Annotated in this window: 23 protein-coding genes and 1 tRNA gene; 14 read left to right on the top strand and 10 right to left on the bottom strand. The window is 38.5% G+C overall.

Features of this window, described 5'->3' with window-relative positions; all coding sequences use genetic code 11:
- Positions 1-183: 183 nt before the first annotated feature.
- Entirely contained in the window at positions 184-2,730 is a 2,547-nt protein-coding gene (locus tag FJR05_RS22105; protein WP_168646093.1) for an adenylate/guanylate cyclase domain-containing protein, read from the top strand.
- Positions 2,731-2,899: 169 nt separating this feature from the next.
- Here FJR05_RS22105 and FJR05_RS22100 read toward each other — a convergent pair whose 3' ends face one another.
- From FJR05_RS22100 to FJR05_RS22090, 3 genes are all read right to left on the bottom strand, one after another.
- Positions 2,900-3,157 carry a hypothetical protein gene (locus FJR05_RS22100; protein ID WP_168646125.1) on the bottom strand — a complete coding sequence of 86 codons (258 nt, stop codon included), beginning with the start codon at positions 3,155-3,157 and terminating at the stop codon, positions 2,900-2,902.
- 915 nt (positions 3,158-4,072) lie between these two features.
- Positions 4,073-4,765 (bottom strand): magnesium protoporphyrin IX methyltransferase, encoded by a 693-nt coding sequence (bchM, locus tag FJR05_RS22095; protein WP_168646092.1) that lies wholly within the window; start codon positions 4,763-4,765, stop codon positions 4,073-4,075.
- A gap of 190 nt (positions 4,766-4,955) precedes the next feature.
- Positions 4,956-5,453, bottom strand: a complete 498-nt coding sequence (locus tag FJR05_RS22090) for a DUF937 domain-containing protein (protein ID WP_168646091.1) — start codon at positions 5,451-5,453, stop codon at positions 4,956-4,958.
- A gap of 538 nt (positions 5,454-5,991) precedes the next feature.
- Here FJR05_RS22090 and FJR05_RS22085 point away from each other — a divergent pair.
- From FJR05_RS22085 to FJR05_RS22075, 3 genes are all read left to right on the top strand, one after another.
- Positions 5,992-7,533: a YcjF family protein gene (locus tag FJR05_RS22085; RefSeq protein WP_168646090.1), complete on the top strand. Its 1,542-nt coding sequence runs from the start codon at positions 5,992-5,994 to the stop codon at positions 7,531-7,533.
- A 112-nt stretch (positions 7,534-7,645) separates the two neighbouring features.
- The gene (locus FJR05_RS22080) at positions 7,646-9,418 is read left to right on the top strand and encodes a serine/threonine-protein kinase (RefSeq protein WP_168646089.1); all 1,773 of its coding nucleotides are present in this window, start codon (positions 7,646-7,648) and stop codon (positions 9,416-9,418) included.
- Positions 9,419-9,865: 447 nt separating this feature from the next.
- Positions 9,866-10,651 carry a sigma-70 family RNA polymerase sigma factor gene (locus FJR05_RS22075; protein ID WP_168646088.1) on the top strand — a complete coding sequence of 262 codons (786 nt, stop codon included), beginning with the start codon at positions 9,866-9,868 and terminating at the stop codon, positions 10,649-10,651.
- 554 nt (positions 10,652-11,205) lie between these two features.
- Here FJR05_RS22075 and FJR05_RS22070 read toward each other — a convergent pair.
- Positions 11,206-12,183 (bottom strand): M28 family peptidase, encoded by a 978-nt coding sequence (locus FJR05_RS22070; protein ID WP_168646087.1) that lies wholly within the window; start codon positions 12,181-12,183, stop codon positions 11,206-11,208.
- 137 nt (positions 12,184-12,320) lie between these two features.
- Between FJR05_RS22070 and FJR05_RS22065 the strand changes: the two genes are divergently transcribed.
- Both FJR05_RS22065 and FJR05_RS22060 read left to right on the top strand, forming a co-directional pair.
- Positions 12,321-13,547: a sulfite exporter TauE/SafE family protein gene (locus FJR05_RS22065; protein WP_168646124.1), complete on the top strand. Its 1,227-nt coding sequence runs from the start codon at positions 12,321-12,323 to the stop codon at positions 13,545-13,547.
- Positions 13,522-14,160 (top strand): hypothetical protein, encoded by a 639-nt coding sequence (locus FJR05_RS22060; RefSeq protein WP_168646086.1) that lies wholly within the window; start codon positions 13,522-13,524, stop codon positions 14,158-14,160. Before FJR05_RS22065 ends, FJR05_RS22060 begins: the two co-directional genes overlap by 26 nt.
- Positions 14,161-14,227: 67 nt before the next feature.
- On the opposite strand, the gene FJR05_RS22055 is transcribed toward FJR05_RS22060, so the two are convergent.
- Positions 14,228-14,593, bottom strand: coding sequence for a helix-turn-helix domain-containing protein (locus FJR05_RS22055; protein ID WP_168646085.1), 366 nt, complete (start codon positions 14,591-14,593; stop codon positions 14,228-14,230).
- Between the two features lie 69 nt (positions 14,594-14,662).
- Here FJR05_RS22055 and FJR05_RS22050 point away from each other — a divergent pair, with 69 nt between their 5' ends.
- Entirely contained in the window at positions 14,663-15,418 is a 756-nt protein-coding gene (locus FJR05_RS22050) for a glucose 1-dehydrogenase (protein WP_168646084.1), read from the top strand.
- A gap of 26 nt (positions 15,419-15,444) precedes the next feature.
- Positions 15,445-16,167 (top strand): SDR family NAD(P)-dependent oxidoreductase, encoded by a 723-nt coding sequence (locus FJR05_RS22045; RefSeq protein WP_168646083.1) that lies wholly within the window; start codon positions 15,445-15,447, stop codon positions 16,165-16,167.
- 82 nt (positions 16,168-16,249) lie between these two features.
- Here FJR05_RS22045 and galE read toward each other — a convergent pair whose 3' ends face one another.
- Positions 16,250-17,248: a UDP-glucose 4-epimerase GalE gene (gene galE, locus FJR05_RS22040; RefSeq protein ID WP_168646082.1), complete on the bottom strand. Its 999-nt coding sequence runs from the start codon at positions 17,246-17,248 to the stop codon at positions 16,250-16,252.
- An 81-nt stretch (positions 17,249-17,329) separates the two neighbouring features.
- The gene (locus tag FJR05_RS22035; RefSeq protein WP_168646081.1) at positions 17,330-18,460 is read right to left on the bottom strand and encodes an acyltransferase family protein; all 1,131 of its coding nucleotides are present in this window, start codon (positions 18,458-18,460) and stop codon (positions 17,330-17,332) included.
- A gap of 256 nt (positions 18,461-18,716) precedes the next feature.
- On the opposite strand from FJR05_RS22035, the gene FJR05_RS22030 reads away from it, so the two are divergent.
- The gene (locus FJR05_RS22030) at positions 18,717-19,178 is read left to right on the top strand and encodes a peroxiredoxin (protein ID WP_168646080.1); all 462 of its coding nucleotides are present in this window, start codon (positions 18,717-18,719) and stop codon (positions 19,176-19,178) included.
- Between the two features lie 72 nt (positions 19,179-19,250).
- On the opposite strand, the gene hpf is transcribed toward FJR05_RS22030, so the two are convergent.
- Complete coding sequence (gene hpf / locus FJR05_RS22025; protein WP_168646079.1) at positions 19,251-19,886, bottom strand: ribosome hibernation-promoting factor, HPF/YfiA family; 636 nt, start codon at positions 19,884-19,886, stop codon at positions 19,251-19,253.
- A 609-nt stretch (positions 19,887-20,495) separates the two neighbouring features.
- Here hpf and lipB point away from each other — a divergent pair.
- The 5 genes from lipB to FJR05_RS22000 all read left to right on the top strand — a co-directional run bounded on the left by lipB (position 20,496) and on the right by FJR05_RS22000 (position 23,273).
- Positions 20,496-21,182 (top strand): lipoyl(octanoyl) transferase LipB, encoded by a 687-nt coding sequence (lipB, locus tag FJR05_RS22020; RefSeq protein WP_168646123.1) that lies wholly within the window; start codon positions 20,496-20,498, stop codon positions 21,180-21,182.
- A 175-nt stretch (positions 21,183-21,357) separates the two neighbouring features.
- Positions 21,358-22,023 carry a peptide-methionine (S)-S-oxide reductase MsrA gene (gene msrA, locus FJR05_RS22015; RefSeq protein ID WP_168646078.1) on the top strand — a complete coding sequence of 222 codons (666 nt, stop codon included), beginning with the start codon at positions 21,358-21,360 and terminating at the stop codon, positions 22,021-22,023.
- A 148-nt stretch (positions 22,024-22,171) separates the two neighbouring features.
- Entirely contained in the window at positions 22,172-23,047 is an 876-nt protein-coding gene (locus FJR05_RS22010; RefSeq protein WP_168646077.1) for a M48 family metallopeptidase, read from the top strand.
- The gene (locus FJR05_RS22005) at positions 23,041-23,211 is read left to right on the top strand and encodes a hypothetical protein (protein WP_217385651.1); all 171 of its coding nucleotides are present in this window, start codon (positions 23,041-23,043) and stop codon (positions 23,209-23,211) included. Before FJR05_RS22010 ends, FJR05_RS22005 begins: the two co-directional genes overlap by 7 nt.
- Positions 23,190-23,273: transfer RNA gene (locus tag FJR05_RS22000), tRNA-Leu, on the top strand. Before FJR05_RS22005 ends, FJR05_RS22000 begins: the two co-directional genes overlap by 22 nt.
- Before the next feature lie 277 nt (positions 23,274-23,550).
- Here FJR05_RS22000 and FJR05_RS21995 read toward each other — a convergent pair.
- Together FJR05_RS21995 and FJR05_RS21990 are read right to left on the bottom strand one after the other, a co-directional pair.
- Entirely contained in the window at positions 23,551-25,809 is a 2,259-nt protein-coding gene (locus FJR05_RS21995) for a polysaccharide biosynthesis tyrosine autokinase (protein ID WP_254447015.1), read from the bottom strand.
- 101 nt (positions 25,810-25,910) lie between these two features.
- Positions 25,911-26,483, bottom strand: a complete 573-nt coding sequence (locus FJR05_RS21990; RefSeq protein WP_168646075.1) for a WcaF family extracellular polysaccharide biosynthesis acetyltransferase — start codon at positions 26,481-26,483, stop codon at positions 25,911-25,913.
- Positions 26,484-26,676: the final 193 nt, after the last annotated feature.

Below are 26,676 nucleotides of genomic sequence, written 5' to 3'. Positions count from 1 at the left end.
AAGTAAAATCGCCTAAACCCTCTTCACTCTTGCCTCTTGCCTTTTGCCTCTTGCCTTGCCATAACGACGATTTTCAATGCTAACCTACCTATATGGCTTTTTTTCTAATTTTTAAACCTGATTCAATTGCATAGAGATATGTGACTGAAATTTCCAATCCAAAATCTAAAATCCCAAATTCCCATGACACTTCCTAATCCCGGTAGCGTCTTGGCTACATTAACCGAACTTACCCAAGTTAACCGGACTCATGCCCTTTTAAGTCGAGTTAAAGACCTTTCTGTTAACGAATTTGTCTGTTTACTGGATTTTATTACGGCTGAGTTCCAGCAATTTATTAGAGCTATTGATTTAATCAATAATGAAGCTCTAGAAACTATGCTGGAAAAGGTACTAGAAGCTATTACTTTGAAAATTGGTCAGATTCTGCAAGCAGAACACACGGCTATTTTTTTGGTGGATTATGATAAGGGGCAATTATGGTCAAAACTTCCTCAAGATCATAATCAAAGGTTTTTAGAAATCCGCACTTCTATAAATGTGGGTATTCCTGGTCATGTTGCTAGTACAGGTAACTGTTTGAATATCTCGGAAACTGCAAGTCATCCCCTATTTAGTCCAGAGTTGGAAAAACAAATGGGCTATAAAATGCACAATTTATTATGTATGCCCGTTTTGAGCAGTAAAAACCAAACTGTGGCAGTAGTACAATTGGCAAATAAGGCGGGGGAAATTCCTTTTGATGTGGAGGATGAGGAAAGATTTCGGGATTTTGCGTCGGCTATTGGGATTATTTTAGAAAGTTGTCAGTCTTTCTATGTAGCGGCTCGTCATCAACGGGGTGCAACGGCTTTATTACGAGCTACACAAACTTTAGGACAAAGTTTGGATTTAGAAGCTACTTTGAAAATGGTCATGGAACAGGCTCGGATCTTAATGCAAGCAGATCGGAGTACCCTATTTTTATATCGGAAAGAATTAGATGAATTATGGACAAAGGTGGAAGATGTTAATAGCAAAAATCTGATGGAAATTCGCATTAGTGCGAGTCGGGGAATTGCCGGTTATGTTGCTTCAACTGGTAAGGCTCTGAATATTACAGATGCCTATATGGATAAAAGATTCGATGCTTCTATAGATCAAAAAACGGGTTATTTAACTCGCAATATTTTATGTTTACCAGTATTTAATTCTGCTAATGAATTGATTGGGGTGACTCAATTAATTAATAAACAACAAGGTAGTTTTACTGCTTCTGATGAAGAATTCATGCGAGCTTTTAATATCCAAGCGGGGATTGCTTTGGAAAATGCTCGATTATTTGAGAGTGTTTTGTTGGAAAAACAATATCAAAAAGATATTCTGCAAAGTTTATCAGATGCGGTAATTTCTACGGATATGCTCGGTCAAATTGTGACTATTAATGATGCGGCGTTAGAATTATTAGGTTGTCCAGTCAGACAGGCTAATAATAGAAATAATAAGTTGGTATGGGAACAAAATTTGATTGGTCGTCAAGTTTGGGATGTGATTCCAATTGAAAATTTACAAATGCGCCTAGAAGATAGTTTGAAACATGGTGCTAAACATTATGTACCTGAACAAATTTTGTTGGTGGGTTTACATAAGAAGATCAATAATGATTTAATTTTAGCTATTTGCGATCGCCAAAATCCGAATATTTTTATTCCCTGGAATCAATCTTTAACTTCCCAATCTGAGTTACTCAGTGCAGATGCAGTGGAGAAGTTAGAACGCAGTATTAATCTCACTGTTAATCCTTTAACTAACCCAGAAGGTGGATCTCGTGGTGGTTTGGTGGTGCTGGAAGATATCAGTCGAGAAAAACGCATGAAAAGCACCTTATACCGTTACCTGAATCCTCATGTAGCCGAGCAAGTGATGGCTTTAGGCCAGGATACTTTAATGGTGGGTGAACGGAAAGATGTCACTATTTTGTTTTCTGATATCCGAGGTTATACGACTTTAACAGAAAATTTAGGGGCGGCGGATGTGGTATCACTACTGAATCAGTATTTTGAAACAATGGTAGAGTCTGTTTTTAATCATGAAGGGACTTTAGATAAATTTATTGGTGATGCTTTAATGGCTGTATTTGGTGCGCCTCTACCACTTACGGAAAATCACGCTTGGTTGGCGGTAAAATCAGCCTTAGATATGCGCCGACGATTACAGGAGTTTAACCAAAAGCGGATTGTTCAAGCTCAACCACAAATTCGGATTGGGATTGGAATTAGTTCTGGGGAGGTGGTTTCTGGGAATATTGGTTCACCAAAACGGATGGATTATACGGTGATTGGGGATGGGGTGAATTTAAGTTCTCGTTTGGAAGGAGTAACTAAAGAATATGGCTGTGATATTATTATCAGCGAGTTTACTTATAACCTATGCAGCGATCGCCTGTGGGTACGTCAATTAGATAAAATTCGGGTTAAAGGTAAACATCAAGCTATAAATATTTATGAGTTAATCAGCGATCGCTCTACTCCCCTAGATGCTAACACTCAGGAATTTTTACACCATTATCATGCTGGTCGCAATGCCTATATATTAAGAGATTTTACTCAAGCGATCGCCTGCTTCAAATTAGCTCAAGCCATCAAACCAACAGATCAAGCCGTGCAAATTCATTTAGAACGCGCCTATAAATACCAGCAAATACCACCACCAAATTCATGGGATGGTGTTTGGACAATGATCGCAAAATAGTCAGTTGTTAGTTGTCAGTTGTTAGTTGTCAGTTGTTAGTTGTCAGTTGTTAGTTGTCAGTTGTTAGTTGTCAGTTGTCAGTTGTCAGTTGTCAGTTGTCAGTTGTCAGTTGTCAGTTGTTCGTGGCTGTAAACCAATTACCAATGACCAATGACCAATGACCAATTACCTAAGCTTCTTCAGAACCGTTACTTTGAAAAGGTTGTTCACCGATTTTCAGTTCTTTTTTTGATTGTTTTAACTGTTTCCAAAGTAACTTAATCTGATCATAAGCCTCATCTGGTGAAATTTTGCCGCCAGTTTCTAAATTGCAAATATAACTAACCTTTTGGGCAAATTCCTGCAAATTCGCATTAAATACCAAATTTTCTGGTTTAACATGACCATAATAGCGACCACGTGGATAGAGAAAATCTTCTTTGCTCATCATTTTTTTTCTCCATTTGCTCTATAAAACTTATATAATACTGGCAGCGCAGGCGGTCTTAAACCATACATTGCTGTTTGTTTCGTCTGTTGGTGATCAAGATAGATAGTTCTGTCTTCATCGCTCCTTTACTTTTGAGAATGGGATAGATAAAACTATTACATCCTACTGATAGTTTAGCGTAGCATGAGCTACAGGTGGAGCTTTATAACAGTTATTCGCGTTTAGTTATTATCTAATTTATTAACAACAGATTTTATTAAATTCAATATGTCATTAATATATTCTTTTAAGATAGATTAATACATTCCTTTTTGCAATACTTGGAATAATTTTCCTTGCAAACTACAATTATACATTTAAATTGGGATAATTGAAAATACAACTAATTGAAGATTCAAGAAAGTTTGCTGATAGCGTAGCGTAAATTATAGAGGTTTTTGCGTAAGTACGAGCAGTCAGTAGTTGCAAAAAAAAGAATAAGTAGCATTGCGGAATTAAGGCATGAAAATCACCTGAGTTCGGTGTTAGGAGTTCGGAGTTTCTCCTTCGGAGACGCTACGCGAACGGAGTTATGATTTTTTAACGAGAGAATAAGGGTTTGAGACTCATACTTGGGGCGAATTTTCCGCAAATTATCTTATGTCGAACTCAGGTAAAATCAAAAATTCCATTTCTCAAACTCTTACTCTTTACGCCTGGAGCGCCTCTGCGTGTTAGCGAAGTGGGACGAAGGCTTATAAATTCATACTTCTCGCCAAATTGAGAAAAGTCTTGATTTGTAGGATGGGTTGCGCTGCAATACTGTTTGGTTAAGGCCAAAACATTGTCAATGTTGGGTTTCACTATCGCTCAACCCAACCTACATTTCCTTAACCGACAAGTATTGGGTTGCGCTGTTATTGTAATTTCTACTTAAGTAGATGTACGAGTTGCCTCTAGTAAACTGGAAAAGTAAAATTTTGTCCGCGTCATAGCTTGTCGTTGGATTGAAAAGCCATTTTTTTCCAGAATTTTGATCACATTAGCTTTACGATGTAAATAAGCGCGAGTAGTTTTACTCGGACCAGGGAAGAAAGTACCGATTTTTTTGAGGATTGTTAAGAAGCAAGTTTTAGGCGCGAAACTGAGAATAATTCGTGATTGCGCTAAAGAACATAGATGAGAAATCATCTCGTCAGCTTTTTCTTGAGGGTAATGAATCAGAACATCCAAACAGATAACAGTATGATAATTACCACTCAAAGATTCCAAATCCTGTACCGCAAAGGAGGGATTTACAGTATTGGACAAGGCCATTACAGCCCTATCCTGAGCTTCTGATACCATTTTGGCAGAAATGTCGCTGGCGTAGACCTTAGCGCCACTTATAGCTAGAGGAATACTCAGACTACCAACACCACAACCAGCATCACAAATTGATAATGATGGTAAATTGTTATCAGCTTCTAACCAGCCGATAACATTATCTACAGTTTGTTGATGTCCAGTGCGAATATCTAACTGAACCTTATTGACTTCACCATCACCATAGATGCGCTGCCACCGATCAAAACCTGTGGAGTTGAAGTATTCGCGGACTATTGTTTTATCGTCGGCTGCGTTCATAAACTCAATTCTTAACGTTCACAATTCTTAAAATTATCCTTTGTCAATTATATGTGAGGCTGCACAGAATCATGAAATCCATTAATTTATCCGTCTTTCCCTGCGGTCCATTATTTTTGAAGTCCTATTCTATGCAGCTTCATCTGAATTTGGTATCAGTAAATGATCAGCGACAAAAATTCCAGTCCCTTTAGATTCTTAAAAACTTACTAGCTAGTTTAATCGCGTCCGCAATGTCTACATCACCATCACCGTCAGTATCTAGAAATTTATTGAGTAATGGATTACCACCAGATTGCAAGAAACTGAAAACTAAAGGAATTAAAGTGGGCAATAACTGTTGAATTGTGTTCACATCTAGGTTAGTACCTTGGGCAGCATCTTCCGCTAATTGTGCTTGAGTATCTGGAGAAAATAAACTGTTTACAGCTTCCAAATTGGCTGAAGTTCCGGCAAATTGATTTACCAACTCTTGTACGGATTCACTTCCGTCGGTAGCTTGTTTTGCTTGTAAAGACGATTGCACTTGTTTACCAACAACAGATAAAACCGATTGCATGGTAGAAGAGTCTGCACCAACACCATTACCTAATTGTTTAACTGTCATGGCAATATTTACTAAATTATCCAAACCACCGGGTTGATTGGCATTACTAACTGCACCAAGAATTTGATCAAATAGCCCCATTAATTTTTTCCTGTTGTTTTTAATATCTCTAATTATCAATTATATAGCAAAATCAAGTCATCAATAGTTATAAATCAGGAATAAAGTCAAAACCATTATATTGATGAATAAGGAATTGGTATCACTATTTGTAAAAGTTTTGTTTGTAAATTATCGAGTAAGAGACCTTCTTAATGGACTAAGATTACTTTTTTTGAGGAGTTTGAAAATAGCTATTGCTTACTAATAACCCTCCAGATGTACCTAAATCTGATATTTCCCAGGAAAGATTATGCCCCAGGATAACTTTTTTTCTGATCCTCATGCGGGGGAATAATTTTTCAAAAGAGCTAAAATGTTTAAACTCAGAGATAAAGTTCATATTTTGACTCGGCATTTGACTTTCCCATGAATTGGGATTAGGTAAAAAATGGAGAATTTAAAAGTCGGTGAATCAGGCAACACTACACATACACTGAAATATTAGTTTATCAAAAATTGTTGCTTTTTACTTTGCTATCTGAGAAAAACACTATACAGGTAATAACTTCTATCCTTCATGCCTTTGTCTCGTATTGTTACACTAATTGTTGGCCTGATCGTCATTTTGGCGTTAACCCTATGGCTAATTGATTCTCTTTCCCGGTTGTACTGGCAGTTGTCCTATTCGCCGTTGTTAGGTAATTTACTATTATTACTGCTAGTTTTACTGATTGGTGGTTTGATTGCTGCCTTTGTTTATTATGTATTGGTGCTGCGGAAGGGTGAGGAAAAATCCCGTCGTCAACGTCAAAGGGTGACTTCTGCCCAAATTCCGGCGGCTAAATCGGATGCGGCTTCTTCTACTTTGCAAGCGGTACGTCAACAGGTAGCCCAAATTCAAGATGAGGTGACACGCCAAGCTTTATTGAGTCGAACTAAGGAAATTGAGGCGAATTTGGCGAGAGGGGAAATTCAGGTTGTTGTTTTTGGTACTGGTAGTGCTGGTAAAACTTCCCTGGTGAATGCGATTATGGGGCGGATAGTTGGTGAGGTGAATGCACCAATGGGGACGACTCAGGTGGGAGAAACCTATTGTTTACGGTTGAAGGGTTTGGAACGGAAGATATTGATTACTGATACTCCAGGGATTTTAGAACCGGGGGTAGCGGGTACAGAACGGGAACAACTGGCTAGGGCTTTGGCGACAGAGGCGGATTTGCTGTTGTTTGTGGTGGATAATGATTTACGCCGTTCTGAATATGAACCATTGCGGGGGTTGGCGGAAATTGGTAAGCGATCGCTTTTAGTTCTGAATAAAACAGATTTATACACTGAAACTGACATAGAATCAATCTTGGCGAGATTACGGGAAAGAGTACGGACTTTTATTGCTACTAATGATGTGGTAGCGATCGCTGCTAATCCCCAAATAGCCGAATTAGAAACCGGCGAAACCTTTCAACCCGAAGCAGATATTATCCCCTTGTTACGGCGCATGGCTGCCATTTTACGGGCTGAAGGTGAAGACTTGGTAGCAGATAATATTCTCTTACAGTCTTTACGCTTAGGAGAAGAAGCCCGTAAACTTATAGATTCCCAGCGTCGTCGCCAAGCTGATAAAATTGTTGAGCGATATCAATGGATTGGAGCAGGTGTGGTTTCTGTTACACCATTGCCAATGGTAGACTTACTCGCAACCGCCGCCGTCAATGCCCAAATGGTAGTAGAAATTGGTAGACTCTACGGTTGTGATTTAAACATGGAACGGGGAAAAGAATTAGCTCTATCTTTAGGAAAAACTATTGCCGGTTTAGGGATCGTTAAAGGGGCTATTGAATTATTATCAACGGCTTTGCAACTCAATGTAGCTACTTTTATTGTGGGTAGGGCAATTCAAGGGGTGACAGCGGCATATTTAACCCGAATTGCGGGGAAAAGTTTTATAGAATATTTTCGTCATGATCAAGATTGGGGAGATGGGGGGATGACAGAAGTTGTACAGCAACAGTTTCAGATTAATCGCCGCGATGAGTTTATCAAAGTTTTTGTCCAAGAAGCGATCGCAAAAGTCGTCAAACCATTAACTGATACCTTTGCAGAAAAAGAAGATCATAAGTAAAAACACTTAAATAATTATTGAATATTTGACATACTGAATTATTTTCTATAATTCCGGAAAATAGCAGCCGATGTCAGAAAAGATATATAAGGATTTCTGAGTAATTAAGATCATGAACAACCAAATGATCGGCAAACTATTACAAGAGCGTTACCAAATTGTTCAACCACTTAGTGCCGGAGTGTTTGGACAAACATTTATCGCGGTAGATATGCACCATCCAGAAAGACCCAGATATGTTGTTAAACAACTCAAAGTTAACAACTATCAATCTACCTCCTATTTTGACTATCTTCGACTACGGTTTTTAACAGAAACTGAAACTCTTAAACACTTAGGTCGCCATCCCCAAATTCCCGAATTAATTACTTGCTTTGAAGAAAATGAACGTTTTTATTTAGTACAACAATTTATTCCTGGAGAGCCTTTAGCCGCAGAACTACCAACTAGCCCCCAAAGCTCCGGTAAATGGAGTGAAATTGACGTGATCAAGTTTTTAGAAGATGCCCTATATATTCTCGAATTTGTTCACTCTCAAGGCTTTATTCATTGCGATATTAAACCAGAAAACCTCATTAGACGAGCGATAGATGCCAGATTAGTATTAATTGATTTCGGCTCAATTCAACCAATAGATTTTAGTATTGAAACCGAATTATTCATAGATAAAATTCCTGTAACATCCTTGGGTTACATTCCCCCAGAACAATTTATTGGTCAAACCCAACCCAATAGTGACCTTTACTCCTTGGGCATAATTGCTATTCAAGCTATTACAGGAATTGCACCTCTACAATTAGAAATTGATGCCGAAACCAATGAAATCATTTGGTGTGATGATGATACCCAAATTAATGATTATTTAATTGCCTTCCTCAATCAGATGATTCGTTATCAACATCAGGAACGGTTTCAATCCGCTCATGAAGCACTATGGGTACTCAAGCATATAGAATGGGAAAATAACCCAGCAGAAATACAAATAGCAGAATCTCAATTATCTTATCAAACTATTGAAAAAACACCTCAAAAATCCCAACCATTACTAGCAGGATTACGATTAGGTTTATTAATTAATTCCGTTTTGCTAGGGTTAGGAGTATATTCTTTATTTAATAATTCTCAAGCTTACTCAGCCACAGAAACTTTATATAAAGCTATAGCCAAATATCAATCTGGAGACCTACAAAAAGCAATTAATTTAGCTCGGTTAATCCCTCTTGATAGTAATCTTTATCCAGAAGCACAAGCCTCAATTGAAGAATGGCAAAAGCAATGGCAAAAAGACACAGAACATTATGTTTTAGCCGAAAAAGCCTTCAAGGAAAGTCGGTGGACAGACGTATTACCTCATGCGCCTCAAGTTACAGTTAATTCCTATTGGCAAGCAAAAATTCAGCCCCTAGTTGAACAAGCAAAAGTAAATATCGAAGCCCAAACACAAGCCCTATTAGCAAAAGCCTATGCAAAAGCTGAAGAAAGAGATTTCTCAACAGCTTTATATTACTTACAGCAAATACCTGAAGAAAGCTCTGCTGGTGCTATAGTTAAACAAAAATTATCTGAATACAATCAAAAACGTCAAGTTAGGTCAGGATATTATTTATATCAAGCCCACAATCAAGCCTCTGTAGGTGACTTTTTTGGGGCAATTAAACTCCTGGAAAGAGTTCCCAAAGATACTGATGTCTATGCACAGGCAAGAGTTAAACTACAAGAATATTCCCAAAAGTTACGTCTACGTAATCAACAACAAGAATTAGCGACATTAAAAACAGTTCCCGTTATTGAATTACAAAACACACCTACTGACAAACACACCATTGAGCGTAGAGTATTTTTGCAACCAGAAGATTATTTACAGGAAGTAAATATTCGTAATTAGGGCTGGATAAAAAGATTTTTCAGCACCCCCTACATAGCCAATACTTGGCGGTTAAGGAAATGTAGGTTGGGTTGAGCGATAGCGAAACCCAACAAAATCCTTGATAATGTTGGATTTCGTTCCATTGCTTTGCGAACGGTCACGTTCCACAACCCAACCTACCGTAAATTACTGTTTAGGCTTATTAGAATCAAATATTAAGCCGCGTTGAGTATACTCAAGAGCCGCTTTTATTAAGTTTAAACATGGGAAATAGAAGATAGTCTTACTACTTTTTCAAGGATTTTGTTTACGTATTATTACTGAATTTTATATTTCGATTCGACTGAAATTTCAGTAAAATAACTATGGCTTATTTAGCCTGAACTAAGGAAAATATTTACAAGCTTAAAAATAATATACACGACACCATTATTTGGATAAATAAATCAATACAAAGGAATTAATATGAAATTCAATGACTCCTCTGCTCGTTCTGATGGTATTGATCTCTTATACCTCTACTACACAAATCCCTCTATTCAACTTCGTAATCAAATTGTAGAATTACATAAAGGATTAGTCAGAAAAATTGCTTATAAATTTAGCCATAAGTGTTATGAACCCTATGAAGATTTAGAACAAATTGGATATTTTGGTTTAATTAGAGCAATTGAACGTTTTGATCCTGAGCAGGGATATGCTTTAAGTTCCTTTGCTGTACCGTATATTCGCGGTGAGATTCTTCACTTTTTGCGTGATAACTCTACTTTATTAAAAATTCCCCGTCGTTGTCAAGAAGTTTACAGTCAAGGACAAAAGATTCGTAAAGAATTAGCAATATCTTTAGATCATCCTCCCAAAGAAATCGAAGTTGCTAACAAGCTGCATATATCTTTAGAAGAATGGCAAGCAACTAAATTAGCAGTTCAAAATCGCAATCCATTGAGTTTAGATAATACAGCATCTAATTATGTAAATTCCCCAGTCACCTGGGCGGATTTGCTTCCCTGTCACCATAGCATGGCACTTCAGCAACAGCAAGAAGAAAAAGAGCAGTTAGAAGGAGCAATCAGTATGCTAGATGATAAACCCAGAATGGCAGTGGAGTTAGTATTTGTGAAACAATTAACTCGCAAGGATGCTGCTAAGAAAATTGGAGCTACACCAATGACAGTAACACGATATTTGCAACAAGGTTTGCAACAGTTGATTACTTATTTACAACCAACCTCTATTGCTACTGGATCTTAAAATAGGGGCAAAAATACGGAGATTTGTGGTTTTTGGCATTTTGGCATTTTTTCTATGTGTTGCATTGCTATTCTGGGTACGCGAATGTCTTTGTGCGATAATTCCGACTTGCAGAATCCCTCGGTCTATAACCGGGGGTCTTTTTTGTTTATGCAATTAGACGGAAATGAATTAATTTTAAACGTTTCTACCGATAGAGATAACTATATAAAAATAAAGTTAAATTCATAGTTGAACTAGTCCACATTCCAATGTCTTTATTCATAGCCTCCAGTAATTTTTAAGCTGGAGGTAATTTTTTATCAATCTTTTTTGGTAAAGGTTTGAATAATTAAATCTCAATCTGCATCATGTTGAAGCATAATTGCAATTAGCGATCGCACTTCATTATTAAATCTCATAAAATTAGATCATATTGGGTTGATTAACTATATTTATTGCCAACCTTCAATTCCGTCTTGAGCAATATCCACATAAATCTTCTGCTCAAGGTTCGGCAATCCGTTCATCGTCTTCTACAAGTAATATTTTTATAAGCTTGACTCTAAAAGAATTTACTTTAACAAACTAGAAGTAGCATTAATAATAATTTGGGCTGCACCTGTAAAAAAAGCCCTTTGGATATTTTCGGGAATATCACTAGGTTGATGGTAATGAGGATTACGTAAATTCGCAGTATCTGTTACTAGAACAGCCCCCACTCCTTGATACCAAAATGGAGCATGATCACTGCGGAGGGTATCTGGTGTTAATAAACCTTTGAAGGGAATAGGTAATTTGAGGATTTTTGGTAAATTCTCAGTGGAGTTGGGAAAAGTATTTAATAAAGGTAAGTTTTCTAAATCACCTACTACTACTAAAAAATCTCCTTTGTCGCTAGGTGGGGTTACAGGTAAGCCAGTAGGATATTTTTGACAACCAGAAGTATAACAAGCGTAACCCACCATATCTATAATAATTACGCCTTGAAGATTTTTTAAATTGGTTGGTTGGCTCACAAAAGCTTTACTACCTAACAGTCCTGTTTCTTCTTGATCAAAAAAAGCTAATTGTAATGTTTTCGGTGTGGAAACAGAACTAAAAAGTCTAGCAATTTCTAATATTACAGCTATACCAGTGGCGTTATCATCTGCACCAGGAGAGGCCGGAACTGTGTCATAATGGGCAGCAACTAGAACTGCTCCGGCGGTTTTGTCTGTTCCTAATCGTTGGGTAAAAATATTCACACCGTCAGGAAATTTTTCTAGTTTGGGTTGCCAACCAAATTTTCGCAGTTCCTTTGTGATATATGTACGGGTACGGATACGCTCTATTTTGTTATAACGCTGAAAACTCAATTTTTGAACATGAGCGAAAAGTTGATTACTATCAACCAATAGAGTATTATTTACATTCTGGGGTTTCCCTGGGGTTTGAGGCTGTTGTACAGGAGTATTTTTAACTATCGGTACAATCTCCGATTGCGGAAAAAAACCGCCAATAATCAAAACAATCATTACCCCTAGCAGCACCCGCAGCCATTTTTTGATCATGATTTAACTCCAACTATAGGAAATTAAATATTAAAACTACACCAAGTTTGACAGCTTGTCTTTTGACATGGACATCATGGTAAGAGATGTAAAAGGTATACTCTCCCAATTGCCAATTCCCAGTTCCCATCATGAATATGCTAGATTTATTACTCATCACATTACTAGGGTTCTTGGGCAGTTTTGGACATTGCTTTGGGATGTGTGGACCCTTAACAGTAGCTTTTTCTCTTTCTAAACAACAGGAAAACCCGACTTGGCAACAGCAATTAAAATTTCATACTTTACTCAACTTGGGGCGAATGTTGAGTTACGCCTTAGTCGGTGCTGGTATTGGCGCAATTGGTTCGGTATTAGTAGAAGGTGGACAACTGGCAGGAGTCGGTAGTGATTTACGGCGGTGGATAGCCATAATTACAGGCATAATGCTGATTTGGTTTGGTTTAGGACAGGTGAAACCAGATTTTTTACCCCATATTCCCCTGTTACACCCCATCTTAAAAGGGAACTTACACAATCGGCTCAGTGCAGCCATGCTCAAGTTATCTGCCCAAACTCAATGGTGGACACCGGCACTTTTAGGTATGACTTGGGGATTAATGCCCTGTGGTTTTTTATATGCGGCTCAAATTAAGGCTGCGGCTACAGGGAATTTGTGGCAAGCGACAGCGACAATGTTAGCTTTTGGGATTGGCACGCTGCCCATCATGCTAGGTGTAGGTGTTTCTACGGCTTTAATGAGTAAAGAGCGCCGCAGTCAATTATTTCGCTTGGGTGGGTGGGTAACTCTGATTATTGGTGTCATTACCCTCTTGCGAACGGGGGATACAATGACAGATTATAGCGGACACGCTGCCCTAATTTGTTTAATTCTCTCATTGATTGCCCGTCCTGTGAATAGTTTTTGGTCTGCACCTCTGCGTTACCGTCGAGCTTTGGGAGTTGGGGCTTTTGTTCTGGCTGGGGTACATACTATTCATTATTTTGAACATTCTCTAGAGTGGAATTTCCACGCTTTTTGGTTTTTAAAGTTAGAATTTCAATGGGGAATGAGTGCAGGGGCTGTGGCATTGGTATTAATGCTTCCTGCGGCTTGTACAAGTTTTGACTTTCTGCAAAAGTCATTAGGTAAGAGTTGGCGACCAATTCATCTCCTGAGTGTACCAGCTTTGTTATTGAGTGCTATTCATGCGGTGATGATTGGTTCTCATTACCTGGGTGCTTTTAGATTAAGCTGGCAAAACCAGTTAGCAGCCGTGTTGCTGGGGATAATTATTTTTGGTGTGTTATTAGTGCGTTCACGGTATTTTTGGCTATATTTACATCTAGAAAAATTTTATGTTCCTCCCAATAAGTCGCGGTAAATTAACTCTTTCTACTATATGTAACAGCAAAATAAGGTATCTATTGTTATTAATTTTATCTAGTTTGATAGTTACTACAAATACTCAAGTTTTAGCCCATACAGTGAAAATATCTGGAGATGTGGGTGGTATTGTCCATTTAGAACCTAACGATAATCCCCGCTCTGGAGAAGTTACTCAAACTTGGTTTGCCCTAACCCGAAAAGGTGGTAAGGTAATTCCTTTAAAAGATTGTAATTGTCGGTTGGCTATTTATGCTGAACCTCATGTAGCCGGAGAACCAGCATTAATTGAACCTCCATTAACATCTATTCAGGCTGAACGCTATGAAGGTATTCCAGGGGCAGAAATCACTTTTCCCAAACCAGGGGTTTATCAGTTGCAATTGAGTGGTAAACCTGTGACTGAGGGAAGTTTTAAACCTTTTGAGTTAAAATTTGTTGTCACTGTGGCTACAGGAAAGACTATAGATACTCTCCAACCTGGGCAAAATGTAAATCAGAATCAGCAAGGAACAACAATTGGGTTAGTACAAACTTTAATTTGGTTGGGAATTTTGTTACTATCTGGTGGTATTGTCGCTTTCTTGATACAAATGAAAAAGAATAATTAGGGCTATTTGATTTTTGGAAAAAAACTTAAATAATGCTTCTATATGACAGTTATTGTTTCTGTTCTAATTACAGCCCATGACGTTGGTAAATAAGCTTCAATTCTTCCTGATTTTGCCAAGCCCAATCTGCTAAAAGGGCGATAGGTTCAATGAGCTTTTCGCCAAAGGACGTAAGTTTATATTCCACTTTTGGCGGTATGACGGGATAAACAATCCGTTCAACAATCCCGTCTGATTCTAACTGTCTGAGGGTTTGCGTCAGCATCTTTTTGGATACTCCCGGAATCTGGCGTTGAAATTCACCATATCGCGTCGTTCCAGAACGCAGAATATACAAAATTGGTGGTGTCCATTTATCTCCCACTATATCAAGTATTTGTCTGACAGGGCAGTCTTGACTCAGGAGAATGGGACGCTGATTATTGGGAACCATAAAGTGCCTACTTGCAAAAAATACTTGATTCTATCACACTACTTTAGTCCTGGAACTGGAGTAAAGAGAATGAACTCAATAGCCCACAAAGTTGCCCTGGTTACGGGTGGAACTTCGGGAATTGGATGGAAAACAGCGATCGCTCTGGCTCGTGCAGGTGCTAAAGTTGTTGTTGCTGGTAGACGTGAAGAAGCAGGAAATGAAACTATCCGTCTCATTCGTGAAGCTGGTAGCGACGGCTTATTTGTGAAAGCAGATGTAGCTCAAGAAGCAGATGTCAAAGACCTAATTACCACCACAGTAAATACTTTTGGTAGTCTTGATATTGCTTTTAATAATGCGGGATTGCTGGGGGAAAATTCCTTGTTAGCAGACCAATCACAACAAGGTTATGACCAACTTTTTGGAGTTAATGTTAAGGGTGTTTTTCTCTGTTTGAAATACGAAATTGCCCAGATGTTAGCCCAAGGAAAAGGAGGCGCAATTGTGAATACTTCATCTATTAATGGTTTCCGTCCATTGTCTCCTGGACTTTCCCTTTATAACACCTCAAAAGCTGCTGTGGTGATGTTAACAAAATCAGCCGCTTTAGAATACGCAGGGCAGAAAATTCGGATTAATGCGATCGCTCCTGGCCCAATTGAAACTGAGATGCTCAATCACGCTACAGGTGGCAATCCTAAAGCTTTTGAAAGTTTTGTTCCGGCTGGACGTTTGGGACAACCTGATGACATTGCTAATGCTGTGCTTTGGCTTTGTTCTGATGCTGCTGATTTTGTCAATGGTCATATTCTCGCAGTAGATGGCGGAATTTTAGCTAGTTAAAAAATCAGTTAAAAAAAGGAGTAATTATGAACAAATTAGCTGGTAAAATTGTTTTGATTCCCGGTGGTGCTGGTAATGTTGGTGAAGGGATTGTGCGGTCATTTCTTAAAGCAGGTGCGATTGTTGTAGTTCCATCTCGTAAAGTTGAAAAACTAGAAGAATTACGCACATATTTAGGTGATATTGCCACAAGCGATCGCTTTATTCCCATTGTCGGAGAAATTAGCCAAATTGATGATGCAGAACGCATTCGTGACCAAATACTCAAACAGTTTGGTAAACTTGATGCTGTGGTTGCTTCCCTTGGCGGCTGGTGGTTTGGAAACAAGCCTGTAACAGAGGTATCAATGACCGAATGGCAACAATATTTAGATAGTAATTTAACCAGTCATTTTATCACTGCCCGCACTTTCCTTCCTCTTCTAAAAGAACAAAAAGGTGCTAGTTACACCCTCATTGGCGGAGCAGCAGCAGAAATTCCCATTCCTAATGTTAGCTTAGTAAGCATTCCTGCGGCTGGACAACTGATGCTGGCTCAATTATTAATGGCAGAAAACAAGAATAGTGGTGTGCGGATTAATGAAGTTATTATCCATAGTTGGGTAGCAACTCGTACTAATGAAGCGCAAAGTCAACCAACTTGGATTACAGCCGATGATATTGGTGAGTTTACCACTTGGCTTGCTTCTGATGCCGGATCTATGGTGAATGGTAGTCTTTTGCGTTTATATGAAAAGCCTGCTGTTTGAATTTGATTGAATTTGAATTTTGGACATTTTTAGTATAGTGTGAAAGGATGAAGTTTCATCCTTCACTTTGTTAATTACGCTGTTATTTATGCCTTTGTTGATGCCATTGCCAAGCGTGAGAGACGATATCTTTAATACCTGGATATTGAGGTTGCCAATTCAAGATTTTGCGAGCTTTTGCACTTGTACCAATTAATGCTGGAGGATCTCCAGGACGGCGATCGCATTCCTTGACTGATATTACCATACCTGTGGCATCTTCCGCCGCCGCAATCACTTCCCGAACTGAAAACCCGTTACCATTACCTAAGTTAAAAACTTCGCTTTCACCACCATTTAACAAATATTCCAATCCCAAAATATGGGCATTGGCTAAATCATTGACATGAATATAATCCCGAACACAAGTACCATCAGGAGTGGGATAATCAGTCCCAAAAATGCTAATAGCTTCCCGTTTACCTAATGCTGTTTGTAATATTAAAGGGATTAAATGGGTTTCGGGATGATGATCTTCTCCTAATAATCCTTCAGGGTTAGCACCAGCAGCATTAAAATAGCGGAAACGCACTGATTTAAAATTGTATGCCACATCAAAATCAGTTAATATTCTTTCTACCATTAATTTAGTTGCACCATAGGGATTAATGGGATTTTGGGGATGATCTTCTGTAATTGGAATAAAATTTGGTACACCATAGGTGGCACAGGTGGAAGAAAAGACAAAATTCTTAATAGAAGCTGCTAACATTGACTCTAATAATGTCAAAGTTCCTAAAACATTATTCCGGTAATATTTAGCTGGATCTGTAACAGATTCACCTACATAAGCATAGGCGGAAAAGTGCATAACTGCCGCAAAATTACGAGTCTGAAAAAGATTATCTAATAAAGTGCGATCGCTCGTATCCCCTTCAATCAATTCTACTTGCAAAACCTGTTCTACCAAATCCCGATGTCCATACACCAAGTTATCCAGGATGACTACCTCATAACCAGCTTGCTTGAGTGCTAACACTGTATGAGAACCAATATATCCTGCTCCCCCCGTCACCAAAATGCTAGGTTTTTTCGCTGACATAGTTTTTCCTTGATTGTTATTTTGTTCATCTAATTTAACAGAATTTAGACAGGCAATATGCCTGTCACAGCAGAATTTTATTTACACTTTAATAAACCAGCGTTTCTGATACATTAGAACAGCCACACCATACCAAAATAACAAGGTAACAAATGCAAACAAAAATGAGCCGTTGAAATTTCCTGCCCAAGATGCAAAGAGATTTTGGTAAATCCAATTATAGATACTAACAGCCGTTTCACCTGTACCCAGTTGGGTTTTGGCTATGATTTTAATTAGGAATACAGAAGCCACAAAAAGAGCGATCGCATTTAATCCCATAATCTCAAAAGGCTTACTCCAGCGTTTAATTAGCCTCACCTCTATCAACTCATAACAAGCGGCTAATAACATTAACGCCCAACCAGAAGTAAATAAAACATAGGAACTTGTCCATAGTTTCTTATTAATGGGAAATGCCACATCCAAAATAATTGCAATTACCAAACAACACAAACCAAATAATACTAAATCCATGCTAGTTTGTGAAGTAGCCTGTTTTTTATCTTTAATCCATTCCCCAGTAAAATAACCAGCTAAAACGCTAACTATCGCTGGAATAGTGCTAAAGAGTCCTTCAGGATCTCCCATGAAATTAAAGCCATCAGCTTTATATAGATGTGCTTTAGGAATAATTAATCTGTCAATAAATGCGCCAAAATTACCTTCTCTCGTCAGCACTCCTGCACCATAATCAGGAACAGGAATATACATCATTGTTAACCAATAACTAATTAGTAATCCCCCTGCTAATAGCCATTGACTTTTGCGAGGTAATTTTAAAACTATCAAAGATGCAAAAAGATAACTTAAAGCAATTCGTTGTAATACCCCCATCAAGCGGATACTACTTAAATCAAAAGTCCAAACACCTTTATTCCAAAAACCATTTAATATTAAACCCAATATAAATAGAATTGCAGTACGGCGTAGGATGCGTAGGTAAACCGCTTGAGTGGGTTTGTTTTCTTCGCTGTACTTTGACAGCGAAAACGTCATTGCTACACCAACAATGAATAAAAAGAAGGGAAATATTAAGTCAGTTGGTGTACAGCCGTGCCATTCGGAATGGCTGAGGGGACGATAAACATCAGCGGACACTCCTGCCATATTAGCAAGAATCATGGCAGCGATGGTAATACCACGAAAAACATCAAGGGAACTCAGACGCATAGATGGAATATCTTATTTGAGGATCTTACCTTACTCCTCTTGATGCACTTTATCAATAGAACTTACCCAAGTGTCACACCAAAAATCTGTTGTAGGGTGCGTCAGATGTCAAAAATCTGTTTATTTGCAGGATTTATTCAGTCTGACGCACCCTACCAATGTGCGAGTTGCGTAAGTCCTGATTAAGGAAAATTCTAGAAGCTAGGTTACAAGGTAAACTTTTATTAAGTAATGTTTGAATTTTGAATTTTTTAATATGGCTATCAAAGTTGGAGATACTGCACCTGATTTTAGTTTACGTGACCAAAATGGCAAAAACGTCAGTTTGGCAGACTTTCGGGGTCAAAAATCCGTTGTCCTCTATTTTTATCCCAAGGATGATACACCAGGATGCACTCTAGAATCTTGTGCTTTTCGAGATCAATATGAAGTGTTTAAAACCGCTGGTGCTGAAGTTATTGGTGTAAGTGGTGACTCTACGGACTCCCATCAAAAGTTCGCAGCCAAGCATAATCTACCTTTTACACTTCTCAGCGATCAAGGGGACAAAATAAGAAAACAATATGGGGCAACTACCGCTTTTGGTTTTATTCCCGGTCGAGTTACTTATGTAATTGATAAAAATGGTGTGGTTCAATATGTATTTGATTCCATGTTGAACTTTAAAGGACACGTTGAAGAAGCCTTAAAAACCCTGCAACAACTAGCAGCAAAGTAAATTTTTGACTGTAAATAAGTAAATAAGATCCCCGACTTCTTAGAGAAGTTGGGGATCTGAGACTCTCGATAATTAAACTTTAGATTTTTCTGCTACACCAACATTAGCTGATTTGCCATTTTTACTGTTGCCGTTACCGTTATTACGAGGTTGAATTACTCCATAACCACCGTGATTACGTTCGTAAATGACGTTAATATCACCTGTTTCGGCATTATGAAACATATAAAAATCGTGTCCCACCAGTTGCAGTTGTTCCTGCGCTTCTGCCAATGTCATTGGCGGCATGGAGAAGTATTTGGTACGAACAACCTCTTCGGGTAATTCAGCGGTGCGATCGCCTATTAAATCCGCTGCAACAGGTTCTGGTGCTACTACTTCGTTAGTTGATATAGGTTGAGTTTTATGATCCTGCCTTTTTTCTTTATACTTCCGTAATTGTCGAGCAATTTTGTCGGCAACTAGGTCAATACTTGCATATAAGCTTTCGCTGCTTTCCTCCGCACGGATAACACTACCATTAGCATAAATAGTTACTTCCGCAGCTTGCTTTGTACTTATTCGGGGATTGCGAGCTACGCTTAAATGAACATCCACTTCATTCGTGATGTTCTGGAAGTGACTAACTGCTTTTTCAATCTTTTGATGCACATATTCACGAATTGCATCAGTGATTTCAATATTTTTACCGTGGATGACAAGCTTCATGTAAACTCTCCCGCTCAATATTATATGTGATGTTTTCAGTTAGAAATAGAAATTGCGGTAAGGCCTATCACTGCCACCAGCACAAATCGTCACCTATTCCTAAGACATTGCCTTTTAGCATTTTTAACACTTCTTGCATCTTCAAGTTTGCGCTTATTTATCGTCTTGTTTCCAACTGGTTGTTAAGCAATTGGCTATCTAAGCAAAACTATTGAATTAGGCTGCTTGAGATATGGTTCTTTTAAACGCCTACTTCTATGGAACTTTACCAAAATAGGAGTCCTTACTTTTTTGTCCCCCAGTCTTGTTCACTATTGTATAGAGAATACAACCCTTTTGGGAAATTCGATCCTGATTGATACAAATAAACTTTTAAATTGCCATCAGTCAGTAAATTAGTTGGTATTGTCTTAGCTTAATGCTCTCCTCCCAACGCCCATTCAGGTTATATATTCAAACTAGCACCTTGTGAGTTCTAAAGTATATTCCCTTGACGTTCCTTTAAGATCCTTTGCATAGCTTGACATTTGTTCGTTATATTTTGGGAATTGAGAGAAATCGGGTGTCTTGTCTCTTGCTTCTTACCTCTTGCCTCTTACCTATTCACTGATGATTCCTAGCACTCAAGTAACCCCGTACCGTTGTTTACTATATAATGTTGGCGTAATGCCTTATGAAACTGCTCATCAGTGGCAGCGATCGCTCGTTGCAGAACGCATTCACAACCCAGAACTAGATGATGTCTTAATTTTGCTAGAACATCCCCCCGTCTACACCTTGGGGACAGGAGCAAATCCAGAATTTATTAAATTTAACCTTGACAAAAGTGCATACAATGTGCATCGCATTGAAAGAGGTGGCGAAGTCACATATCATTGTCCAGGACAATTGGTAGGTTATCCCATTTTAAACTTGCGTCATTATCGTCAAGACCTCCACTGGTACTTACGTCAACTTGAGGAAGTATTAATTCGCGTTTTAGCAAATTACGACTTAAAAGGAGAACGGATTCCTGGTTTTACCGGAGTTTGGTTAGAAGGATACAAAATTGCCGCTATTGGCATAAAAGTGAGTAAATGGATTACCATGCACGGATTTTCCTTAAACGTTTGTCCAGACATGACAGGATTCCAACAAATTATTCCCTGTGGCATTATTGATAAACCAGTCAGCAGTTTAGCTAAATGGATTCCCGACATTACCTGTAACCAAGTCCGTCATTCCATCAACCAATGTTTTGCAGAAGTATTTGACGTAACCCTAGTAGATTCTGACCATGAAAAATTCAGAACGTAGGGGCGCAGGGCCTGCGCCCTTCCAACGATTCATCAACAACACCATGAAATTTATATCCTGCGCCCTTCCAACGATTCATCAATAACACCATGAAATTTATTCACCCCAACCCGTAATAGCTACAAAAATCTTTACAATAAAGAAGAATAGCAATCATAAATACAAATTAAAAACAATGGGAATATTCGGATTTGGTAAAAAGTCAGCCCTACCGACACCTGAGCAAGCCTTACCAGGACGGGCAGAAGTGATGCGAGTACCAGCACAACATTATGTTAATAAAAATCGCCTTCAAGCACCTTTTCCCCAAGGCTTAGAAACCGCCATGTTTGGTTTAGGCTGTTTTTGGGGAGCAGAACGCAAATTTTGGCAACAAGAAGGAGTTTACACCACTGCGGTAGGTTATGCGGCTGGTTACACACCCAACCCTACTTATCAAGAAGTATGTAGTGGCATGACTGGTCATAATGAAGTAGTATTAGTGGTGTTTGACCCCAAAATCATTACTTATTCCCAACTATTGAAAGTGTTCTGGGAAAGCCACAACCCCACCCAAGGAATGCGACAAGGTAATGATGCTGGTACTCAATACCGTTCAGGAATTTACGTTTATTCACAAGAGCAAAAAGAACTAGCAGTAACATCACAGAACGCTTATCAAGCAGCCCTCAGCAGCGCTGGGTACGGTAAAATTACCACAGAAATTTTAGATGCACCTGAATTTTATTATGCTGAAGAATACCATCAGCAATATTTAGCCAAAAACCCCGGTGGTTATTGTGGTTTAGGTGGTACTAACGTGGCTTGTCCCGTAGGTGTTGCTGAAGCACAAGTTAGTTAGAACCATAGAAATAAACATCATATCGTAGGTTGGGTTGACGCAAGGAAACCCAACAAAATCCTCGATCATCTTGGGTTTTGCTATCTCTCAACCCAAACTTGTTATGTTATAAACATTGGAATTCACATTTGTGATTAATTTAAATACTATGTCTTTACTCAAAACCTCGCTCACAGGCTTAAAAGCAGACTCATTCCGTCACCCTCTCGACTTGGAAGCTACCAAAACTCTCAAACAAATTCCCGGTTTAGATATGATGGTGCGGAATTGGTTAGGTCCAATGGCCGAACAGGTTTTTTATGTAGAAAATATCGCTTCTAGTATTTTGGTAGGAGAAAAACAACTTCCTGATTTACACAACTTACTATTAGAAGCTTGTCAAATTCTTGATATTGATCCACCTCAGTTATATGTGCGTCAACATCCAGCCCCTAATGCTTACACCTTTGCCATGCGAGGTAAGCAGCCTTTTGTTGTCATTCATACATCCTTGATTGAGATCCTCACACCCGAAGAAATACAGGCTGTAATTGCCCATGAATTAGGTCATCTCAAGTGTGATCATAGTGTGTATTTAACACCTGTGAATTTATTGATTTTAGCTGCTGCCATTGTCCCCAATGTTGGCGCTGTTTTGGCTCAAGCTATCCAGTCACAATTATTAGAATGGGTTCGCTGTGCTGAGTTTACCTGCGATCGCGCCGCTTTGTTAGCCACCCAAAACCCGAAAGTTGTCATGTCAGTATTAATGAAGTTAGCCGGCGGTTCTCCCACTTTAGCCCCCCAACTTAATTTAGATGCCTTTGTTGACCAAGCTCGCGCTTATGATGACATTAGCAAAACGGAATTGGGAGAAATGGTGAAATCTGCCCGCACAGCCCAATTAAGCCATCCTGTCCCCGTATTAAGAGCTAGGGAAATTGACCGTTGGGCAGGTAGTCAAGAGTACGAAAAATTAGTGCAAAATCACGGTATTAATTACAAAAGCGAATCTGCATCTCAAGGTGGATGGCGGAATTGGTAGATTTTACTAGCAACATGGTAGACAATTTAGAAGATGAAGGGGAGCGATCGCTTTTGGAGATTTCCCAAAAAATTTCTAAATTAAATCTAATTACCTATTGCCAAACTAAAAAAATAGGCTATAATAGGAAAGTTACACCCAAGGGCGGGTGGCGGAATTGGTAGACGCACCGCACTCAAAATGCGGCGGCCGTGAGGTCATAGGAGTTCGATTCTCCTCCTGCCCATATTTGTCAAGGCTTTATTTGTTTGGCTAACAGACCCACCCATGAATTTCCGGGCTAATAGCTGAAGTTTATTAAGAGTAAGCCACAAAGTAAATGATCCTGTTTTGTCATGCTGAGTGTAGGGAAACGAAAACATCTTCAAAAAATCCCCAAAAATTTCTTGTGGTGCGGGACGAAAAGCCCGCTAATTCTTAACGACGGGCAGGATGCCCATCCCACAAGATTGGGTAATTTATTTTTTGGTGTTCCCTTAACTCCTACCCTTAGTATAGTAATATTAACTGTATCTGTAATTATAGTTGTATTCAAGTCCTCGGAATTTCTCGCCGTTGACTACTGTTCCTAGTAAATTGATGGGAGATACTTTTAGCGCATCAATAACTTGCTTGACGGCTAATTTATCTGTTTTATCAATTCTGATAACTAGCATGATACCATCAGCATGAACTGCTACCAATCTAGCATCTACTAATCCTGATAAAGGAGGAGTATCATAAATCACTAAATCAAAATTATCAGAGAAATAGTCCATCATTTGAATCATTTTATCTGATGAGAGTAATCGCGCCGGGTCAGGTGGTACAGGACCTGCCGTAATCACAGATAAACTCTTAAGTCCGGGCATTTCTTGAATTACTTGCCTGACATCTATATCTGAAGAAATTAAACTACTTAGTCCCCAGAGATTATTTAATTTTGATAGTTTATGAACATTGGATTTGCGGAGGTCACAATCTACAATTAATACTTTTTTCCCCATAATCGCGGCTGTTTTTGCCAGACTAAATCCCACCGTAGTTTTACCATCTCCATGGACAGCAGAGGAAACAACTAAAGACTTAATTGGTTTATCAGAATTAAGCAGTTGAACATTACTATATAAAACTTGTAAAGATTCCCAAAATGATCCCTGTCCATAATAATAGCTTGATCGGGAAGGTCTACTAGCAGAAGTTTTAGCTGGTTCATCATTTACGAGAAGAGGGTCTGGAACTACTTCTGGTTGTTGATTTTCGTTTATCAAGTCGAAAGATGGATTCTGAACTAAGTTTTTATTAAAGGGAAGAGATCCTAATAAAGGCAGTCCTATGTTATTCCGGACATTTTCAATACTGTGATAGGTATTATCAGTCTGTTCTTTGAGAAAACCAGCACCTATGCCTAATAAACAACTAGCCACAAATCCCAATATCAAACTGCGGGGAATATCTGGAGAAATTGGATATAGAGGCTCATCAGCTGCTTGGATTAATTCCCAAGGTAGTTCTGTTTGGGCTATTTCTATTTGCAATTGCTCACGAGCAGCTAAAAAGCGATTTAAACTTTCATTGGCTATTTGTAAATTCCGTAGGATTTCAGCATATTGCCGAGACAAAATTGGCAACTGGTCTAATTTCAATTGCAGTTGTTTTTCTGCTTGTACTATATATTGATTGTCTACTTCTATTTTCTTAATTAGATCCGTAGCTTCAGATATTCTAATATTAATAGTGCGTGCTGCTTCTGCCTCAATAATAGGTAAAAGGTTGGATCTTTTTTCTTGTAAGGTGCGGATAACTGGGTTATCTGGTTGAAACCGAGTTAATTCTCCAGATAGCTGGATATCTAATTGGCGTTGTTGACCAATTAAGGTTTGATAAAGAGGAGCAGTATTGAGAATTGCTAACTGTTCTTCACGTCTCTGTAACCTATCATAAGTAGCTCTGGCAGCGGTTAACTGTTGATTGATAGTTAGTCTTTGTTGTGTCAAAGACTGAATTTGCGAAGAAACTACTCCAGATTGGTTTTCTGGATCAATAAAATTGTATCTTTGGCGGAACATTTGCATTTCTTTTTGCAACTGTTCTAGCTTAATTCGGATTTCAGGAAGTTTTGCATTTACAAATTGAACTCCCTGACGGAGCTTTGTTTGTCGCTTGTTGAGGCTGTATTTTAAATAAAAATCAGCCAAAGGATCTAATATAAGTTTAATTTTTTGGTTATTATCACTTTTATAGCTAACTTGGATTATTTTTGATTGTCCCAAGCGACGAATAGTTAACCCTTGGGAAATGGTATTATAATCAATATCAGCATCAGATTTTTGTATTTCTTTAATAAAATCTCTCAGCAGTTCTGGACTTTGGAGAACTTGAATTTGGCTCTCATAATCTAGTCCAGATTGTCTAAGGGTATTAGCGAGTCCCACGTCGATTTTCCCTAGTTCAGAGTCACTATTAACAGGTTCAACTAATATTTTGAAGTTGCCTTCATAAATTGGTACTTGTTGAAAAGTTGTATAAGTAACACCACCCATAGCAACGGAAGCAACCCCTATAATGATAATTGCTCGGCGCTGTAAAAGACCAAGAAAGGACTTGAGGTTAAAATCACTAGCCTCTTCTGAAAATTGGGAAAATGTGGGATTGGCAAATAATGTAGAAACAGGAGTGGTATTATTCTGAGCGCTTTTATCGTTTGTAAGTTGGTCAAGCATAGGTTCTTTTGCGGTGAATAACCGAGGATATGTAACTGTTTTTTTACCTGGATGAGTCATAGTCTAGCAATTTTAAACGCTGATAACTACTAACTACTAAAATTTATTGATTATAGCGATATGTAATACCCTAACAGGTATGACTTAAAATCCGCACTCCGCTAATTTTTGGTGGTGTCTGATGCTAAATTTTCCCATTCTGTCCTTTTTTTGATTGGTTTAGCCGGATTTCCTGCATAGATGGTATTAGCTTCTAAGGATCTACTTGTGACACTACCTAATGCTAACACTGCGCCTCGTCCGATAGTAACACCAGGTCCGACAACTGATTTCGCTGCTACCCAACTACCTTCTTGGATATGAATGGGGGCAGGAATCAGGTTAAAATTGGGGTCGTTCCAGTCATGATTACCAGTACAAAGATAAACGCCTTGGGATAAGCAGACGTGATTTTCGATCACCACAGGAGCTATATTATCAATCCAGACATCTTCCCCAATCCAAGCATAATCACCAAGGGTCAAGCGCCAGGGAAACTTTATTTTTACTCCAGGCTTGATATTCACACCTTTGCCGATATTAGCTCCAAAAAGCCTCAGTATCGAAACTTTTATAGACGAGATAGGAAGCCAATAACTTTCAACTAAAGGTGAACCGATGAAGTACCATAAAAGTTGTCGGCTATATGATGCTCCAGGTGTATAACTGCCGAGTGTGTAATTATCTAAACGCATAAATGATAGCTTCTGTTATGGCTTGTAGGGATGTGGCAATATTTTGATGCTTGGGTGTTACTGATTTATTAATTTATGAGTTTGTGAGAAATTTATTCAGTCTGGTTATAACCTACTTTTTGAGGAAAATAGTTTAGTTAAAAACTTAGGTATAGGATATTAACAATGAGAATTTTTAGAATGGACATTTTAG

It is taken from the genome of Dolichospermum sp. UHCC 0259 (genome assembly GCF_009711935.1).
Taxonomy (GTDB): Bacteria; Cyanobacteriota; Cyanobacteriia; order Cyanobacteriales; family Nostocaceae; genus Dolichospermum.
The sequence above is the reverse complement of the archived record's forward strand: the minus strand, read 5'-3'. Positions and strand labels throughout refer to the sequence as shown.